13 protein-coding genes and 2 pseudogenes are annotated in these 14,347 nt (G+C 71.1%); 5 read left to right on the plus strand and 10 right to left on the minus strand.

Annotated features, from left to right (window positions below):
• Window positions 1–18: 18 nt before the first annotated feature.
• Window positions 19–1,080, plus strand: a complete 1,062-nt coding sequence (locus AB0I52_RS03930) for an aminotransferase class V-fold PLP-dependent enzyme (RefSeq protein WP_363068626.1) — start codon at window positions 19–21, stop codon at window positions 1,078–1,080.
• Window positions 1,081–1,102: 22 nt separating this feature from the next.
• Here AB0I52_RS03930 and AB0I52_RS03935 read toward each other — a convergent pair whose 3' ends face one another.
• On the minus strand, window positions 1,103–1,588 hold the full coding sequence (locus AB0I52_RS03935) for a MarR family winged helix-turn-helix transcriptional regulator (protein ID WP_363068628.1): 486 nt from the start codon (window positions 1,586–1,588) through the stop codon (window positions 1,103–1,105).
• A 157-nt stretch (window positions 1,589–1,745) separates the two neighbouring features.
• Here AB0I52_RS03935 and AB0I52_RS03940 point away from each other — a divergent pair, with 157 nt between their 5' ends.
• A complete protein-coding gene (locus tag AB0I52_RS03940; RefSeq protein WP_363068630.1) occupies window positions 1,746–2,816 on the plus strand; it encodes an alkene reductase in 1,071 nt (356 codons plus the stop codon).
• A gap of 39 nt (window positions 2,817–2,855) precedes the next feature.
• Here the strand turns inward: AB0I52_RS03940 and AB0I52_RS03945 are convergent, their stop codons facing one another.
• Window positions 2,856–3,890, minus strand: a complete 1,035-nt coding sequence (locus AB0I52_RS03945; protein ID WP_363068632.1) for a LacI family DNA-binding transcriptional regulator — start codon at window positions 3,888–3,890, stop codon at window positions 2,856–2,858.
• Window positions 3,891–3,964: 74 nt separating this feature from the next.
• Between AB0I52_RS03945 and AB0I52_RS03950 the strand changes: the two are divergent.
• Window positions 3,965–4,396 (plus strand): annotated as a pseudogene (locus AB0I52_RS03950) (beta-galactosidase trimerization domain-containing protein); the annotation flags it as partial.
• Between the two features lie 261 nt (window positions 4,397–4,657).
• Here the strand turns inward: AB0I52_RS03950 and AB0I52_RS03955 are convergent.
• The 8 genes and pseudogenes from AB0I52_RS03955 to AB0I52_RS03990 all read right to left on the minus strand — a co-directional run bounded on the left by AB0I52_RS03955 (window position 4,658) and on the right by AB0I52_RS03990 (window position 11,654).
• The gene (locus tag AB0I52_RS03955) at window positions 4,658–5,683 is read right to left on the minus strand and encodes a VOC family protein (protein WP_363068634.1); all 1,026 of its coding nucleotides are present in this window, start codon (window positions 5,681–5,683) and stop codon (window positions 4,658–4,660) included.
• A 95-nt stretch (window positions 5,684–5,778) separates the two neighbouring features.
• Window positions 5,779–5,988 (minus strand): DUF397 domain-containing protein, encoded by a 210-nt coding sequence (locus AB0I52_RS03960; RefSeq protein ID WP_363068636.1) that lies wholly within the window; start codon window positions 5,986–5,988, stop codon window positions 5,779–5,781.
• Window positions 5,985–6,725, minus strand: a pseudogene (locus AB0I52_RS03965) (DUF5753 domain-containing protein); the annotation flags it as partial. The pseudogene AB0I52_RS03965 and the gene AB0I52_RS03960, both read right to left, overlap by 4 nt.
• Window positions 6,726–6,985: 260 nt before the next feature.
• Entirely contained in the window at window positions 6,986–7,879 is an 894-nt protein-coding gene (gene thpD / locus AB0I52_RS03970) for an ectoine hydroxylase (RefSeq protein WP_362961707.1), read from the minus strand.
• 6 nt (window positions 7,880–7,885) lie between these two features.
• Entirely contained in the window at window positions 7,886–8,284 is a 399-nt protein-coding gene (locus AB0I52_RS03975; RefSeq protein ID WP_362961705.1) for an ectoine synthase, read from the minus strand.
• A 66-nt stretch (window positions 8,285–8,350) separates the two neighbouring features.
• On the minus strand, window positions 8,351–9,613 hold the full coding sequence (gene ectB, locus AB0I52_RS03980; RefSeq protein ID WP_363068638.1) for a diaminobutyrate--2-oxoglutarate transaminase: 1,263 nt from the start codon (window positions 9,611–9,613) through the stop codon (window positions 8,351–8,353).
• An 85-nt stretch (window positions 9,614–9,698) separates the two neighbouring features.
• Window positions 9,699–10,229: a diaminobutyrate acetyltransferase gene (gene ectA, locus AB0I52_RS03985; protein WP_363068640.1), complete on the minus strand. Its 531-nt coding sequence runs from the start codon at window positions 10,227–10,229 to the stop codon at window positions 9,699–9,701.
• Window positions 10,230–10,547: 318 nt separating this feature from the next.
• On the minus strand, window positions 10,548–11,654 hold the full coding sequence (locus tag AB0I52_RS03990; RefSeq protein ID WP_363068642.1) for an aminotransferase class V-fold PLP-dependent enzyme: 1,107 nt from the start codon (window positions 11,652–11,654) through the stop codon (window positions 10,548–10,550).
• 115 nt (window positions 11,655–11,769) lie between these two features.
• Here AB0I52_RS03990 and AB0I52_RS03995 point away from each other — a divergent pair, with 115 nt between their 5' ends.
• Together AB0I52_RS03995 and AB0I52_RS04000 are read left to right on the plus strand one after the other, a co-directional pair.
• The gene (locus AB0I52_RS03995; protein WP_363068644.1) at window positions 11,770–12,870 is read left to right on the plus strand and encodes an amidohydrolase family protein; all 1,101 of its coding nucleotides are present in this window, start codon (window positions 11,770–11,772) and stop codon (window positions 12,868–12,870) included.
• A 334-nt stretch (window positions 12,871–13,204) separates the two neighbouring features.
• Window positions 13,205–14,269 carry an SCO1860 family LAETG-anchored protein gene (locus AB0I52_RS04000; RefSeq protein WP_363068646.1) on the plus strand — a complete coding sequence of 355 codons (1,065 nt, stop codon included), beginning with the start codon at window positions 13,205–13,207 and terminating at the stop codon, window positions 14,267–14,269.
• The last annotated feature ends 78 nt before the right edge of the window (window positions 14,270–14,347 follow it).

Consider the following 14,347-nt stretch of genomic DNA (forward strand, 5'->3'; position numbering starts at 1 on the left):
GGCCTTCAGGCTGGGCGCATGATGATCTCTTCGCTCAGCCGCGCGGTCGACGCCGAGTTCGCGCCGGAGACCGCCTACCTCAACACCTCCAGCTGCGGGCTGCTGCCCCGCCGGACCGTCGACGCGGTGAAGGCCCTCGCCGAGGAGAACGCCACCGGACGCAGGGCCGGTGCGGGTGACGCGGAGGCGGTGGAGCGGGCCAGGGACGGATTCGCCCGGATCGCCGGTGTCGGCCCCGACAGGGTCGCGGTCGGCAGCTCCGTCGCCGTCCATGTGGGCCTGATCGCCTGCTCCCTGCCGGCCGGGGCCGAAGTGCTCGCGCCCGAGGGGGAGTTCAGCTCCGTCACCAGCCCGTTCGCGGTCCGCGGTGACCTCAGGATGCGGTACGTCCCACTGGCGGACCTCGCCGGCGCGGTGCGCGCGGAGACCGCTCTCGTCGCCTTCTCCTCGGTGCAGTCCGCCGACGGCCGGCTCGCCGACCTGGACGCGGTGCGGGCCGCGGCTGCCGTCCATGGCGCCCGTACGCTGCTGGACGCCACCCAGTCCGCGGGCTGGCTGCCCCTGGACGCGGGGGCGTACGACTACACGGTCACCGGCGGATTCAAATTCCTGATCTGCCCGCGGGGTACGTCGTTCCTCACGGTCACCGAGGAGGCGCAGCGGTCGCTGGCGCCGGTCTTCCCCGGCTGGGTCGCGGCGGCGGACGCGTGGAACAGCCTCTACGAACCGGTCCGGACGCTCGCCCCCGGCGCCCGCCGCTACGACGAAGCGCCCGCGTTCCTTCCGTACCACGGCGCCGAGCGCTCCCTCGCGCTGCTGAACGAGATCGGCGTCGACGTCCTCCATGACCACGCCACCGGACTCGCGGCCCGGTTCCGGGCCGGGCTGGCCGGGCTGGGGCACGAGCCGGTGCCGGGGACGACGGCCGTCGTCGCGGCGCCCGGACTCGGGGGCCGGGCGGCGGACCTGGAGCGCGCCGGGGTGATGGTCTCCGACCGGGCCGGAAATCTGCGGGCGTCCTTCCACCTGTACAACACCGGGGCCGACGTGGACCGCGCGCTGGACGTGCTGTCCGGCTGACCCCCGCCGCGGGCGGGCGTGGTCAGCGGCTCTCCGGGCAGTCCGCCGCCTCCCGGCAGAGGTTCTCCTCGACCTTGGCCAGCAGCCGGGCCAGCTCCTCGCGCTCGCCCCTGTCCAGGCCCGCGAGGGTGTGCTCCTCCAGATTCGTCCAGGCCCGCTCCACCTCGGAGAGCAGGGCGCAGCTGTTGTCGGTGGCCTCGGCCAGGACGGCCCGGCGGTCGGCCGGGTCGGGGCTGCGGCGGACGTGTCCGGACTGCTCCAGGCGCTGAAGCATCTTGGTGACCGTGGACGGATCGAGGTCGACGGCCTTGATCACCTCCGACTGGCGCACCGCGCCCGAGTCCCAGAGGTACATCATCAGGAACTCCTGGCCGGGGTAGAGGCCCGCGCTCTTGAGCAGCTTCCCCGCCGCGATCCGGTGGAGCCGCGCGACCCGCGAGACGGCATGGCTGACCGGGCCGCCCCGGGCGGCGCTCGGTAGCTCGGTACAGGCGGGATCGGACGTCATCGGGGGCTCCTCGGGGTGGTGCACGGCGGGCACCGGGCGGTCGCGCCGCGAGTGCCGGAGGCTTCCCGGCAACTTTACCTTGGTCGGCCAAGTAATGGGTTACAGTGGCACGCGTCGCAGATGCTTGGCCGACCACATAAATCTTTGGGGGTTCTCCATGATCACCGCATTCGACCCGCTCGACCTGGCCGGCACACAGCTCGCCAACCGCATCGCCCTGGCCCCGATGACCCGCAGCCGGGCGGGCGAGGGCGGCATACCGACGGAGCTGACCGCCGAGTACTACGCCCAGCGCGCCTCGGCCGGGCTCGTCATCACCGAGGGCGTCCAGCCCTCCGCCGTCGGGCAGGGCTACCCCAGCACCCCCGGGCTGCACAGTGCCGGACAGGTCGCCGGCTGGCGCGGGGTCACCGACGCCGTGCACGCCAGGGGCGGCACGATCTTCGCGCAGCTCATGCACACCGGCCGCATCGGCCACCCGGTCCTGCTGCCCGACGGGCTCACCCCGGTCGGCGCCTCCCCGGTCGCCGCGTCGGGCCAGGTCTTCACCCAGGAGGGCCCGAAGGACTTCGTCACCCCGCGCGAGCTGACCGGCACCGAGATCCGGACCACGATCGCCGACTTCGTGACCGCCGCGCGCAACGCGGTGGACGCCGGGTTCGACGGCGTGGAGCTGCACGGCGCCAACGGCTACCTGATCCACCAGTTCCTGGCCCCCAACTCCAACCTGCGCACCGACGAATGGGGCGGCTCGGTGGAGGGCCGTATCCGGTTCGCGGCCGAGACCGTGCGCGCCGTCGCCGCCGAGATCGGAGCCGCGCGCACCGCGATCCGGATCTCGCCCGGAAACCCGTTCAACGACATCGACGAGCCCGCGCCGGAGGCCACGTACCGGGCGCTGGTGCAGGCCGTCGAACCGGTCGGGCTCGCCTATCTGCACATCGTCGAGGCCAAGGCCGACGACCGGGCGCTGACCGCCACACTGAGCAAGGAGTTCAACGGCACGCTCGTCCTCAACCCGGCGAGCGAGGGCCCGACCGGTCCCGAGGCGCTGGCCCTGGTCGAGGAGGGCGTGGCGTCGGTCATCTCGTACGGGGCGCTGTTCCTGGCCAACCCGGACCTGCCGGAGCGGCTGCGGGCCGGCGGTCCCTACAACGCCGCGGACCGGGCGACCTTCTACGGGGGCGACCACCGCGGCTACACGGACTACCCGGCGCTGGAGGCGTGAGGCCCGAAAAGCGGCCGGCCGCCGCCCGACGACCGGACCTCAGGCCGAGTCGCGACGGACCAGTTCGGTGGGGAGTATCACCGCGGCCGGGTCGTCCCCGCCGATCTGGGCCAGCAGCACCCGTACCATCTCGGCGCTGATCCGGTCCCACGGCTGACGGATCGTCGTCAGCGCCGGCCGGGAGGCGAGGGCCGCGGGGGAGTCGTCGAAGCCGCCGACCGCGACATCGTGCGGCACGCTGCGCCCCGCCTTCTCCAGCGCGGCGAGCACCCCCTGCGCCATCAGGTCCGAGGCGACGAACACCGCGTCCAGGTCCGGGGCCCGTTCCAGCAGCAGCGCGGCGGCCGCCTCGCCGCCCGCCCGGCTGTAGTCGCCGGGCACGATCAGCGCGTCGTCGGCGGGCAGCCCGCGGTCGGCGAGCATCTCGCGGTAGCCGGCCAGCCGCTCCACGCCGCCCGGGGTGTCCAGGGGGCCGCTGACCGTACCGATCCGGCGGCGCCCCGACTCGTACAGGAAACGCACCATGTCCCGGGCGCCGTCCCGGTCGTCGGCCGCCACGTAGCTGACCTTCGAGCCCTGGCCGAGCGGCTTGCCGCAGGCGACCAGGGGGACCCCGGCCTCGTGCAGCTGGGCGGCGACCGGGTCGCCGGAGTGGCTGGAGACCAGCAGGACCCCGTCCACGTGACCGGCGATGTACCGCATGTTCCGGCGGCGCTCCGCCTCCGTACCGGCGATCATCAGCAGCAGCGGGATGTCGTGCGCGGCGAGCGCGCTGGTGCAGCCGCGCAGCAGCACATTGAAGTTCGGGTCCTCGAAGAACCGCTCCTGGGGCTCGGTGAGCAGGAACGCCACCGAGTCGGAGCGGCCGGTGATCAGTGATCTGGCGTGCCTGTTCACGGTGTAACCGGTCTTGCGGATCGCGGAGTTGACCGCATCGAGCGCGGCCGGGCTGACGTTGTGACCGCCGTTGAGCACGCGCGAGACCGTGCCGCGCGAGACTCCGGCCTCCCGCGCCACGTCGTGGATCGTCGGCGGCCGGCGGCGTCCCGTACCGGTCTGTTCTGTGCGGCTCATGGTGCGTGATCTTTCATCAAGTGACGTCCTGGCGGGGCCCGTCAGGACTTTACGGCGCCGGAGAGCAGGTCCCGCCCGAGGGGCCGGAGCTGACCGGCGACCTCTGGTCGGACGTGGTGATCCCGCGCGGCGCGGAGACGGTCTGGTCCTACGCCGACGGCATCGCGGCGGGCCGGCCCGCCGTCACCCGTCACCGGCTGGGCGCGGGCACGGCCTGGTACGTCTCCCCCCGGCTGACCGGGAGCGATCTGGACGCGGTCCTCGACCGGGCCTGCGACGACGCCCGCATCGCGCCCCGCACCGGGCTCCCGCACGACGTCGAGGTCGTGCGCCGCGAAGGTGAGGGCGGCACGTACCTCTTCGCGATCAACCACACGGAGGCGGACGCGAAGGTGCCGCTGGACGCCGCCGGTACGGAGCTCCTCACGGGGGAGGCCGCCGCGGGGCACCTCGCGGTGCCGGCGGGGGCGGTGCGGGTGGTGCGGGTGGTGCGGGTGGCGGGTTGAGGTGGGGCGGGTGGCCGGTCGTGGCCGGGTTGCCGTTCTGTCCTCAATTGCCGGACGGGCTTGATTTGCCGGGTGCCGCCGGTCCTTGGCGGGCGGGCTCGGTTCTGCCGGGTGCCGTTGACTTCTGCCGGACGCGCCGTCAGCGGCAGCGGCTGGAACCCGGCCGTCCCGGCAACGCCTGGGAGAACCAGGCGCTGTTCGGGTACGACGCGAAGCTGCCGTCGGCGGCGAGCTGGTTCTCCCACCGGTAGCGGTCCGGCCCTACGGCTGCGGGTTCTCCTCCAGCGGCGCCCCGTGCCACTTCCACGAGGTGACCCGCTCCCGGCCCGGCAGGTCGGCACGGCCGGTGGACCACAGCAGTACGGTCCACCGGCCGCTGTCGTCCGGGGCGTCCGGGAAGAGCCGGGCCAGCACCCGGTCGCAGAGGTCGTCGGGCGGCGTCCAGTCCACGCCGAGGCCCGCCGCGAGGTCATGGGTGTGCACCAGGGTCTCCACGATGCCCATCGCGGCGAATCCCTCCGCGTCGGAGATCCCGTAGCTGTGGTGGGCGCGGACCTCTGAGGCCGTCGTGCGGACCATCGCCGCCAGCATGGACCCGGTGGCCTCCAGCGCCTGCAAGAGGCCCGCCGTACCGGCCGCTGAGTCGGCGAAGATCGCGTTGGCCGGTCCGTCCTCGCGGCGCGCGGCCCAGTGGAACGGCACGTCTCGGTCCAACGGCGGCGACTGCGGTCCCAGTTGGGCCGCGTACGCGAAGAGGTCGTCGCTCAGGTGCTCCACGGTCTCCCAGCAGGTCCAGGTGAGTGTCCCCGCCGGGGCGTGCCAGTCGGCCGCCGGGGCCTCCTTGAGCGCGGCGACCGCGAGCCGCACCGCCGACGTCACGTCGTCAGCCGTGACCGGCAGCCGCGTCCCGGTGAGCAGCGCCCGCTCACGCGCACTGCACTCCACACAGAACTCGTTGCCCTCCGGATCGGCCAGGGTCGCCCAGCCTCGCCCGTTGGGCCTGCGGTGATCCGCGACGAGCGTGGCGCCGAGGGCGAGTAGCCGCTCGACCTCCTCGTCCCGGGTGCGGTCGTCCGGCTGGATGTCGAAGTGGATGCGGTTCTTGGTGCTCTTCGGCTCGGGCACGGTGATGAACAGCAGCGCGGCACCGGGGGTCTCGACGAGGGCCTCGGGGTCACCGGGGAAATCGTCGTCGGCGAGGGAGGCGCCCAGCACCTCGGCCCAGAACGTGGCGAGCGTGTAGGCGTCGCCGCAGTCGACGGTGACGTGATGTACGTGAGAAGTCATGCGCCACACTGTCGCCGGTGAGCGCCATCGGGTCCAACGAGATATGGCGGAGGCCCACCACGCGGTCCGTGACGGACCTCCGCGCGCTCGGTCGGTCAGACGGTGCCGAACTCTCCGGCCTTCACGCCCGCCACGAAGGAGGCGAACGCGTTGGCGGGGACGGTCAGAACCGGGCCGCTCAGATCCTTGGAGTCACGGACGGGGACCATGCCACGCGAGGCGGCGACGTTGGCGGCAACCTCGACGCAGGCGCCGCCATTGTCGCTGTAGGAGGACTTGAACCAGCGGGGGGATTCGGTTGTCACGGTGTGCCCTTTCGTAACTGCTCGATCCTGGCCGCGGAAGCCGCTTGCGAGAGCGCTTCAGCCTGCAACTGTTGGTAGGCGGTCAACAGGGGCACCACGGAAGTGCTTTCACGGTCGAGGTGCCCCTGCTGGGCGGACTCCGCGTACGACATGAGCTGGCGGTCCGAGAGCGTCAGGATGTACAGGGGCAGATCGAACGGGCGGTGTTCCGCCATGCTGAACGGGGCGATCTGGAGCACAGTGTTCGGCAGCTCGGCGAATTCCACCAGCCGCGCCAACTATGCGCCCGTGACCGCTGATCCACCTACGGGCCGGCAGATGCAGCTCTCGTCCAGCACCACCAGGACAAGCGGCGGAGCGGACTTCCGTACGAGCGCTGCTTGCCGCTCCGCGACGAGGCTGACCCGCTCGTGCGCCTGCTCGGAGGCGATCGCTCTCCGCTTGACGGCGCTCTCGGTAAGGACTGTCGCGTACTCCGGGGTCTGGAGCAGACCGGGCAGGACGCCTACCTCGTAGAGCCGGATCTCGGCTGCCCTGCCCTCGTATCCCACGTACTCCGGGAAGCCTTCCAGCAGACTGCCGTGCCGGATGTCCCGCCACTCGCGCTCGAAGGAATCAGCTGTTCCTTCGAGCCCCAGTGCGGCATCAACACCGATCGAAAACCTGCGGGTTGGCGGTTTACGACCATTCTCGACGCCGGAGACGTGCCGTCCGGTGTACCCGATCCGTCCACCGAGCACCTTTGACGTATGGCTGCGCTGGAACGGCGACGAATTCACCTACGCCTGCGCCGCACCCTGCGAACAGGCGGACCCCACCATCGCCCCCCGGCCGCAACAGGCGTGCTGGTTGTTCACCGGCCACGAGCCCGGACACTCCTGGGAGTTCGAGGATCTCCCGCACGACGAGACCGTATCCGCCTGACCCGGTGCCCGGGATACGGCAAAGAGGGTGGGACGGCATCACCGTCCCACCCCCTCCGCACCGCGGTCCGGCCCTACTTCACCGGCGTGAAGTCCCGCGCCCCGATGAACTCCGGGCGGCGGATCGGAGCCGCGAAGGGCTCCTCGGCCTTGTTCTCCACGCTGTTGAACACGATGAAGACATTGCTGCGCGGGTAAGGGGTGATGTTGTCCCCCGAGCCGTGCATGCAGTTGCAGTCGAACCAGGTCGCCGAACCGGCCCGGCCCGTGAAGAGCTTGATGCCGTGCCGGTCGGCCATCTTCGTCAGCGCCTCGTCGGACGGGGTGCCCGCGTCCTGCATCTGGAGCGACTTCTTGTAGTTGTCCTTCGGTGTCTCGCCCGCACACCCGAGGAACGACTTGTGCGAGCCGGGCATGATCATCAGCCCGCCGTTGGTGTCGTAGTTCTCGGTCAGCGCGATCGAGACGGACACCGCCCGCATGTTCGGCAGACCGTCCTCGGCGTGCCAGGTCTCGAAGTCCGAGTGCCAGTAGAACCCCGAGGCACCGAAGCCCGGCTTGACGTTGATCCGGGACTGGTGGACGTACACGTCCGAACCGAGGATCTGACGGGCCCGGCCCACCACGCGCTCGTCGCTGACCAGCCGGGCGAACACCTCGCTGAGCCGGTGGACCTCGAAGACCGACCGCACGTTCTGCGACTTCGGCTCGATGATCGAGCGCTCGTCGGCGCGGACCGCCGGGTCGGCGATCAGCCGCTCCAGCTCGGCGTGGTAGCCGGCCACTTCGTCCGGCGCGATCAGCTGGTCGACGGTGAGGAAACCGTCGCGCTCGAACCCCTGGAGGTCCTTCGCGGCGACCGGACCCGGTGCGCCGGGCGCGGACCAGATGACCGGGTCCTGGCGGGGAGTGGTCATCTCGGCGGCGCCGCGCGATGGGTACAGGTCGGCACGTACATCAGTGGTCATGATGGTTCAGCCCTCCTCGGTCAGCAGCGGGTAGACACCGTTCTCGTCGTGGTCCTCCCGTCCGGTGACGGGAGGGTTGAAGACGCACACGCAACGGAAGTCCGTCTTGGGGCGCAGCGTGTGGTGCTCGTGCCCGTTCAACAGGTACATCGTGCCGGGGGCGATCCAGTGCTTCTCACCGGTGTCGTCGTTGGTGAGCTCTGCTTCGCCCTCCGTGCAGAGCACGGCCTCGATGTGGTTCGCGTACCACATCGACGTCTCCGTGCCCGCGTACAGCACGGTCTCGTGGAGCGAGAAGCCCACCTTCTCCTTGGCGAGCACGATGCGCTTGCTCTCCCAGGTGCCGGAGGCGGACTTCACATGCCGGTCGGTGTTCTCGACGTCACTGAACGATCGGACAATCACGGTGGGTCGGTGCCTTTCTCTCTGCGGCGGTGTATCTCATCGGGCCCGCCCCGGGGCGGCCCCGGGTCAGGCGGTCTCGCGGACGCAGCGGGCCAGCGTGCGCAGGCCCTCGTCCAGCTCCTCGGGGGTGATGGTCAGCGGCGGCAGCAGCTTGACGACCTCGCTCTGCGGACCGGAGGTCTCCAGCAGCAGCCCCAGCTCGAACGCGCGGGCGCAGACGGCCGACGCGCGCTTCGGGTCCTCGAACTCCATGCCCCACACCAGTCCGCGGCCTCGGAACTGCGCGCTGTCGTGCTCACCGCAGATCGCCAGGAGTGCCTGCTCGACCTGCTCGCCGCGGGCCAGCGTCTGCTTCTCCATCTGGCCGTCCGCCCAGTAGGCGTCGAGGGCGGCGGCGGCGGTGACGAACGCGGGGTTGTTGCCGCGGAAGGTGCCGTTGTGCTCGCCCGGCTCCCAGATGTCCAGCTCGGGCTTGAACAGGCAGAGCGCCATGGGCATCCCGTAGCCGCTGATGGACTTCGACAGCGTCACGATGTCCGGCGTGATGCCGGCCTCCTCGAAGGAGAAGAAGCCGCCGGTCCGGCCGCAGCCCATCTGGATGTCGTCGACGATCAGCAGCATGTCCTGGCGGTGGCACAGGTCCTGGAGCGCACGGAGCCACTCGGCGCGGGCGACGTTGATGCCGCCCTCGCCCTGGACCGTCTCCACGATCACGGCGGCGGGCTTGTTGAGCCCGGAGCCCTGGTCCTCCAGCAGCCGCTCGAACCAGAGGAAGTCCGGGACGGTGCCGTCGAAGTAGTTGTCGAACGGCATCGGCGTGCCGTGCACCAGCGGGATACCGGCGCCGGCCCGCTTGAAGGCGTTGCCGGTGACGGCGAGCGAGCCGAGCGACATGCCGTGGAAGGCGTTGGTGAACGAGACCACGGACTCGCGGCCCTTGACCTTGCGGGCCAGCTTCAGCGCCGACTCGACGGCGTTGGTGCCCGTCGGGCCGGGGAACATCACCTTGTACGGCAGGTCGCGCGGCCGCAGGATGACGTTCTGGAAGGTCTCCAGGAAGGCCCGCTTGGCGGTCGTCGCCATGTCGAGGCCGTGCGTGATGCCGTCGCGCTCGATGTAGTCGATCAGCGCGCGTTTCAGCACCGGGTTGTTGTGGCCGTAGTTGAGCGAGCCGGCTCCGGCGAAGAAGTCGAGGTACGAGTGGCCGTCCTCGTCCGTCAGCCGGGCGCCCTGCGCGCGGTCGAACACGGCGGGCCAGCCGCGGCAGTAGCTACGTACCTCGGACTCCAGGGTCTCGAAGACGCTGAGGGCGGGCGGGGTGATGGTCACAGCGGTTCTCCTGCGTGAGGGGGGTGTGACGGGCGGCGGTGAAGGGATCGCGACGGGTACGGCGCCCGTCGGCGGAAGTGCGCGCTCAGGCGTGGAACGGGCCTATGCGGTAGAGCACTTCCGGCAGGTGAGTGCCCTCCGGGAAGAGGCCGCCGTCGAAGAGCACCTCCTGTTCCAGCGCCACGTCGTGGCGCTGGGCGTAGGAGGTGAACAGGCGGTCCGATGCGGTGTTGTCCGGCGTGATGGTCGTCTCGACCAGGGCGAGGCCCTGGTCCGCGGCGACCCGTGCGGTCAGCTCGTCCAGCAGCTTCGCCGCCAGGCCGGTGCCGCGGTGGCCGTGGTCGACGGCCACCTGCCAGACGACGAGCGTCTCGGGGCGGTCTGGCCTGATGTACCCCGTCACGAAGGCGACCGGGCTGCCGGTCTCGTCGCGGGCGACCACGGAGGTCGCCGCGAAGTCACGGCACCACAGCAGGTAACTGTACGAGGAGTTGAGGTCCAGGACCTTGGAGTCGCGGGCAATGCGCCAGATCGCGGCTCCGTCCTCCACTCGTGGGGTGTCGATGGTGATGAATTCGCTTCGGGCACGTGCAAAATCTGCTGGTGCGGCGGTCATGGGAATTGAATTTACCCAGCAAGTTTCGAAATTGCATCGAGGAAAGGGGTTGGGTGAAGCGGCCTCTTGTGCTATCAGGCGGGCGCGCGCCCTGGCGCGAATCGCTTGCGCTTTCTTCCGGTTTGACCCGGATTTATCCGGCAAAACGCTCACGATGTGGAGTCGGTCACAAGGTGGTAACTCTCGTGAGACGTCACTGAATTGGGTGAGGAGGACTCGTGAAAACTGGGGTGTTTAGCCTTCGAGGAAGCGGGAAGAAGAATGCGGGGAGCTGCTCTCAATGAGGCAGCTCCCCGCATTGTTGGATTGCGTCGGGATCTATTCGCTGGGCCAGGTTTCCGAAACCGTCTTGCGGGCAGCTTCGAAATTGACCGGCCGGCCCGCATCGGCCAGCGCCGCCCCCAGAGCCGCGAGCGAGGAGAGCACCGCGCCCCGCGTCGCATCCACCCCGTAGTGATTGACCCGGATCATCTCCCCGGACAGCGCCCCGCCGCCCGCGATCAGCGGCAGCGACGGGTCCGCGGCGAGCGCGCGTGCGACCAGACCCGCGGCGTCCACCCCCTCCGGGGTGCGCAGCGTGGTCGCCACCGGCGCCGCGTCCTTCGCCTCGCGCACATACGGGGCCAGGCCGCCGCCGAGTGCGAGCGCGCCGGCCCGGGTGGCCGCGGCCGCCGCGGAGTGACGGGCCATGAGGGCGTCCGGGCCCTCCGCCTCGATCCGCTCCACACAGGCCTCCAGCGCCAGCATCTCCAGCTGGGCCGGCGCGTGCGGCAGCGCCTTGCGGCCGCCGTCGATCCAGCGCTCCTTCCAGTCCAGCAGGGAGAGGTAGGAGCGGCGCGGCGCCTGCGGGTTGGCGGCGAGCCGCTCCCAGGCGCGGGCGCTCACCGACACCGCGGACACCCCGGCCGGACCGCCCATCGCCTTCTGTGCGCCGATCACGCACAGGTCGACGCCCCACGCGTCGGGCAGCAGCGGCTCGGCGCCCACCGAGGCGACGGCGTCCAGCATGAACAGCGCCCCGTGCGCGCGCACGGCCTCGCCGATCTCCGCGACCGGGTTGGTGTTGCCGGTCGCCGCCTCCGCGTGGACCAGCGAGACGAAGTCGATCTCCGGGTGCGCGGCCAGCGCCTCGGCGACCTGGCCGGCGGTGACGGCCGTGTCGAAGGGCACCGCCAGGTCCACGACCTCGGCGCCGCAGTCCCGCAGCCAGTTGCCGAAGGTCTGCCCGTACGGACCCGTCACCACGTTCAGCGCGGTCGAACCGGGCCGGGCGCCGCCCCGGATGCAGCCTTCGAGGGGGAGCAGGGCCTCGCCCTGCATGATGACGACATCCTGCTCGGTGGCGAGGAGACCGGCCACCCGCCGCTCGACGGCCGCGAAATGTGCGGGGGTGAGCGGGGTGAGGTCGAGGAAGGGGTGCGTCACGGTGGTGCTCTCTTCGGGATCGGATCGGTGTGCGGCCGGCCTGCGGGCCGGGCCCGCACCGAGAGTACCCAGCACCTCGCGAACGGCCTTGCGGGTCCCTCGTACAGTGCTGTGCATGAGTGATCACGAGGCGCCGCGGGTGCTGCATGTGAAGGGGCGGGTGCTCGTCGGCCCCGACGAGGTCCGGGACGAGCTCTGGGCGGTCGGCGGACGCGTCTCGTACGAGCGGCCGGCCGGCGCGGACGGGGCGACGGTCCTCAGCGGATGGGCGCTGCCGGGGCTGGTCGACGCCCACTGCCACGTCGGGCTCGACCATCACGGGGCCGTCGACACGGCGACCACGGAGAAGCAGGCCGTCGACGACCGGGAGGCCGGTGCGCTGCTCCTGCGGGACGCGGGTTCGCCCGCCGACACCCGGTGGATCGACGACCGCGAGGACCTGCCGAAGATCATCAGGGCCGGCCGCCACATCGCCAGGACCCGGCGGTACACCAGGAACTACGCGTACGAGATCGAGCCGGACGAATTGGTGGCGTACGTGGCGCAGGAAGCGCGCCGCGGCGACGGCTGGGTGAAGCTGGTCGGCGACTGGATCGACCGGGAGGTGGGCGACCTGACGGCGTGCTGGCCGCGCGAGGAGGTCGAGGCGGCCATCGCGCAGGCGCACCGGCTGGGCGCCCGGGTCACCGCGCACTGCTTCGCGGAGGACTCCCTGCGCGATCTCGTCGAGGCCGGGATCGACTGCGTCGAGCACGCGACGGGGCTGACCGAGGAGACGATCCCGCTCTTCGCGGAGCGCGGGGTCGCGATCGTCCCGACGCTGGTCAACATCGCCACCTTCCCCTCGCTGGCGCGGGGCGGCGACGCCAAGTACCCCCAGTGGTCGGCCCATATGCGCCGGCTGCACGAGCGGCGGTACGACACGGTGGGCGCCGCCCATGACGCAGGTGTCCCCGTCTTCGTCGGCACCGACGCGGGCGGTGTGCTCGCCCACGGGCTGGTGGCCGACGAGGTCGCCGAACTGGTGAAGGCGGGCATCCCGGCCCTGACCGCGCTGTCCGCCGCGACCTGGGGCGCCCGCGCGTGGCTCGGCAGGCCGGGACTGGAGGAGGGTGCTCCGGCCGACCTGGTGGTGTACGACGAGGACCCGCGGGCGGACGTGCGGGTGCTGGCCGCGCCGCGCAGGGTCGTGCTGAACGGGCGCGTGATCGGCTGACGGACGGGCCCAGGGTCCGGACCGGCCCGGGGTGCACCGTGTTGACCGGCAGTTACCGGAGGTCGGTCCGCTCGTTGACCACTTCCGCGTGATCTCCGGTGCGGTCGCCTTCGGGCCGTCCACACTCAGTGAAACGGGTGAACCCGAGGAACGCACGTGCCGAGATATTCGAATACAAGCACGGAAACCCCCCTTTGGGGTGAACTCACGTCAGGTATCCGCCAGTTCACCCTCTGTGCGTAAAGATTCACGGAGTCGAGGCCACCGGTGCCCGCGATGTCCCCCATTGGACGGCGCCGGTGGCTCCAAAGTCTCTTGTGGGGGTTCCACCATCTTGAACAGCAACACCTTCCGCCTCGCCGCCCTGGCGGTCGCCGCCGCTCCCGTCGCACTGCTGGTCGCCGTCCCCGCGCAGGCCGCCGCCGCGACCACCGCCACGACCACCGGCGGCGGGAAGGCGAGCGCGGTAGTGCTCCGTACCGCACTCGACGTCTCGCTCCTGAACAAGTCGATCAATGTGCCGCTCAAGACCACGCTCAACGAGGTGCACGCCCCGGCCACCGCGAAGGAGACCGCGCTCAGCGTGCGGCTCGACGGTGTGGACGACGGACAGCCGGTCCACGTGCTGCGTGCCGATGTCGCCACGGCGAACGCGACCGTCGACAAGCACCGTGCCGAGGGCTACACCAACATCGCGAAGGCCCGGCTCCACCTGCCCGGTCTGCCGCTGCTCTCACTGATCGAGGTCGAGCAGATCACGTCCGAGGCGGTCTGCGAGGTGGGCCACAAGCCGGTCGCCGAGTCGAACGTGCTGGGGTACGTGAAGGTCCTCGGCCAGCGCGTCACCCTCACCGCCGGGGGCACCACCGAGGTCAAGGTGCCGGGCGTCGGTGAGGTGACGCTCGACCTGTCGAAGACGCACACCACCTCACGCACCGCGGCGGCCTCGGCACTTCAGCTGAAGGTCTCGGTGAACCCGCTCAAACTGAACGTCGCCGATGTGCAGGGCGAGGTCACGCTCGCCGAGGCCACCTGCGAGACGCCGAAGACGCCCGAGCCGGGCGGCTCCACCGGCGGTTCGTCGGACGGCGGCTCCAGCGACGGCGGTTCGACCGACGGCGGTTCCGGTAACGGCGGTTCGACCGATGGAGGCGGCACCAGTGGCACCAGCGGTTCCGGCAGCTCCGGCAGCTCCGGTAACGGGGGTTCCACGGCCGGTGACTCCGGCGGCGATGTGAAGACGCAGACCGGCACCGGCAACGCACCCGCGGCCTCCGGCGCCGATCTCGCCGAGACGGGCTCCAGCTCCACCACGCCGTACATCGCGGGCGGTGCGGCGTTGCTGCTGGCCGTCGGCGCCGGCGCGATGGTCGTGACCCGGCGGCGTGCGCGGGGCTGACGCGCGGGGGAGCGCGTCAGGGCCCGAGGGGGCGGCCGGGGGGCCGTAGGGAAAACAGGGAGCGGGGAGCGGTGTTCC

The organism is Streptomyces sp. NPDC050423, assembly GCF_040655445.1.
Taxonomy (GTDB): domain Bacteria; phylum Actinomycetota; class Actinomycetes; order Streptomycetales; family Streptomycetaceae; genus Streptomyces.